Origin of the sequence: Mesorhizobium sp. M7A.F.Ca.AU.002.02.1.1, from assembly GCF_003998535.1 — a bacterium.
Classification (GTDB): Bacteria; Pseudomonadota; Alphaproteobacteria; order Rhizobiales; family Rhizobiaceae; genus Mesorhizobium; species Mesorhizobium ciceri.
Genome location: NZ_RZPB01000828.1, coordinates 1 through 2,469, shown reverse-complemented (window position 1 = coordinate 2,469; position 2,469 = coordinate 1). Strand labels below are relative to the sequence as shown.

Genomic DNA, 2,469 nt, shown 5'->3' with positions numbered 1-2,469 from the left:
GGTGACCGGTTCACTGCAGTTTCTGCTCACCTCCTGGTCGACCATCGTCGAGCTGCAATCGGTCCACAAGCGCCTGCGCGCCTTCGAGGCGACGCTGCAAGGCGAGCCGCTGCCCGATATCGACCAGCGCTATCTGGCAAGGCAGGGCGCTGAGGATCCGGCCTAAAGATCGAGGTTGGAAACGAACCGGGTTGGCGGCTCAGCCGCCGACCGAGACCTGCCTCTGGCCGGCATCCTGGCGCGAAACATAATCGCGAAAACTGATGCATTCGACATCGGCCTTGACGCAGACCTCGCCGGCAAAGCGCTCCAGCGCGTTCCAGTAGGCGCCGTCATTCATCAGCGCGAAGTGGAAGCCGAGCTCCAGCGGAATGCGCTTGCCGGCATACTGCTTGTCGAAGGCGGCGCGGAAGGCATCATAGGTCCGGTTGGCGAACTCGCCCGCTTGGCTTGGCCGTTCGAAGCCGCCGGAATGCCTGACATAGAGATTGTAGTCCATGGCGATCACCGGCCGTGACTTCGGTCCTTCTGGAATCTGCGGCAGCGAAAAGTGCATGACGCCGTTGCTGGCCGTCGGTCGGGCGGGGCCCTGCGAGACGCCGCTGGCGTCGAATTGATAGCCGGCGGCCGGCAGCGCTTCATAGAGCGCCTTGCCCGTCGACAGATACGGCGCGCGAAAACCGACAACCGCATGCCGTGCGAAATCGCGCCAGCCCTCAGGCTCGGGCGCAATGCCGTTGATGGCATAGGCGTTCTCGAGAATGTGCTCGAACGAACCGAACTCTTTCAGCCAGTCGGCCTTGCTCCAGTCCTTGCCGTCGAAATGGCCGCAGCCATGGCTGGCGATGTCGTGGCCCTCATGCGCGGCAAGCCCGATCTGCTCGAGCCGGTCGGTGACTTCCTGTTTCGAGGCGGCAAAGCCGATATTGGATTTCCCGGCGCTTCTGCCGGGTGCGGTGTATTCCTTGCGTGTTTCCGTCGACAGCAGGAAGACGCAGGACAGAAAATAGGTGAAATGTGCCCCGGTGCGCTCAGCCAGTGCTCGACTGCGCTTCCACTGCGAAATGTCGCGGGCGCTGTCGAACGAGATGATGACGACCTGCTTGGGCTTTGCCGGCACCGGTGGCGCGGGCGGGTCGGCCAGAGCCACGCCGGCAGTGACGAGCGCGGCAAGCGAAAACGCAACAACGCGGAACGGACGAAGCATAGGAATCTGATCTTAACTCGGGGAACGTCTGCAAGCCGGCTATCGCCTAAATGTGGCGCGGGTGCGATGGGCCTCTTCGGCTGCTCGTCCGGGGCAAACATCCGTTTGCCCCGGACAATAGCGATTTTCCGGTCGAACCCCTTCCATGCCGGCAAAATTTCGCTAAAACGCGGGCTGACAAAGGCCCGACCGGGCAGGAATGGTTTGATTTGATGTCCGACGACAGTTTTATCCGTGAAGTCAACGACGAGATCCGTCGCGAACAGGCGCAGGCGCTGTGGGACCGTTTTGGCCCAGCCCTGATTGTCGTTGCGATCCTCGTGGTGCTCGGCACCGCAGCCTTCGTCGGCTATCGCTATTGGGACGAGACGCGCGCCAACCGCTCGGGCGATGCGTTCTCGCAGGCGCTGAAGCTTGCCAATGACGGCAAGAACGATGAGGCGCTGACCGCGCTCGATCAGTTGGAGAAGGATGGCTACGGCGCCTATCCGCTGCTCGCACGCATGCGCGGCGCGACCGTCAAGGCGAACAAGGGCGACGTTCCCGCCGCCGTCAAGGATTTCGACGAAGTCGCCGCCGACACGGCCATTCCCCAGAGCATTCGCGACATGGCGCGGCTGCGGGCAGCGCTGCTGCTCGTCGACCATGGCTCGTTCGCCGACGTGTCCAGCCGTATCGAAGCGCTGACATCCGACACCAACACGCTGCGCCACACGGCGCGCGAGGCGCTCGGCCTTTCCGCCTGGAAGGAAGGCAAGACGCAGGATGCGCTGAAACTGTTCGACCAGATCGCCGCCGATGACGGCGCCCCGCGCAACACCCGCGAGCGCGCAACATTGATGTCCGAGCTGATCCGCGGGTCGGGCAGTGCGTCGTGACCTTCAAAGTCGCCATCATCGGCAGACCTAACGTCGGCAAATCGACTCTCTTCAATCGGCTGGTGGGAAGAAAGCTGGCGCTTGTCGACGACACGCCGGGCGTCACCCGCGACCGTCGCGTCCACGCCGCCAAGCTCTACGACCTGCATTTCGATGTCATCGACACCGCCGGCTTCGAGGACGCTGGTGCCTCGACCTTGCCCGGCCGCATGCGTGCGCAGACCGAGATCGCTATCCGCGAGGCCGACCTGATCTTCTTCACCATCGATGCCAAGTCCGGCCTTTTGCCTGACGACAGGACCTTCGCCGAGATCGTGCGCAAGTCCGGCAAGCCGGTCGTGCTGGTCGCCAACAAGGCCGAGGCGAAGGGCGCCCAGGGCGGTA

General features: G+C 63.5%; 4 protein-coding genes. 3 read left to right on the top strand and 1 reads right to left on the bottom strand.

The features are described from left to right. Window positions 1-166: SbmA/BacA-like family transporter (locus EN879_RS31920; protein ID WP_281034616.1), on the top strand; the 166-nt coding region annotated here is incomplete at its 5' end. A 33-nt stretch (window positions 167-199) separates the two neighbouring features. Here the strand turns inward: EN879_RS31920 and EN879_RS31915 are convergent. Beyond that, entirely contained in the window at window positions 200-1,207 is a 1,008-nt protein-coding gene (locus EN879_RS31915; protein ID WP_013532850.1) for a polysaccharide deacetylase, read from the bottom strand. Between the two features lie 212 nt (window positions 1,208-1,419). Between EN879_RS31915 and EN879_RS31910 the strand changes: the two genes are divergently transcribed. After that, window positions 1,420-2,085 carry a tetratricopeptide repeat protein gene (locus tag EN879_RS31910; RefSeq protein ID WP_063167646.1) on the top strand — a complete coding sequence of 222 codons (666 nt, stop codon included), beginning with the start codon at window positions 1,420-1,422 and terminating at the stop codon, window positions 2,083-2,085. Continuing rightward, window positions 2,082-2,469: GTPase (locus EN879_RS31905; RefSeq protein ID WP_127274519.1), on the top strand; the 388-nt coding region annotated here is incomplete at its 3' end. The genes EN879_RS31910 and EN879_RS31905, both read left to right, overlap by 4 nt.

Bases quoted from the DNA above. Each gene is read 5' to 3' on its own strand.
- EN879_RS31910 (WP_063167646.1), top strand. From the start codon at position 1,420: ATGTCCGACGACAGTTTTATCCGTGAAGTCAACGACGAGATCCGTCGC.
- EN879_RS31915 (WP_013532850.1), bottom strand. From the start codon at position 1,207: ATGCTTCGTCCGTTCCGCGTTGTTGCGTTTTCGCTTGCCGCGCTCGTC.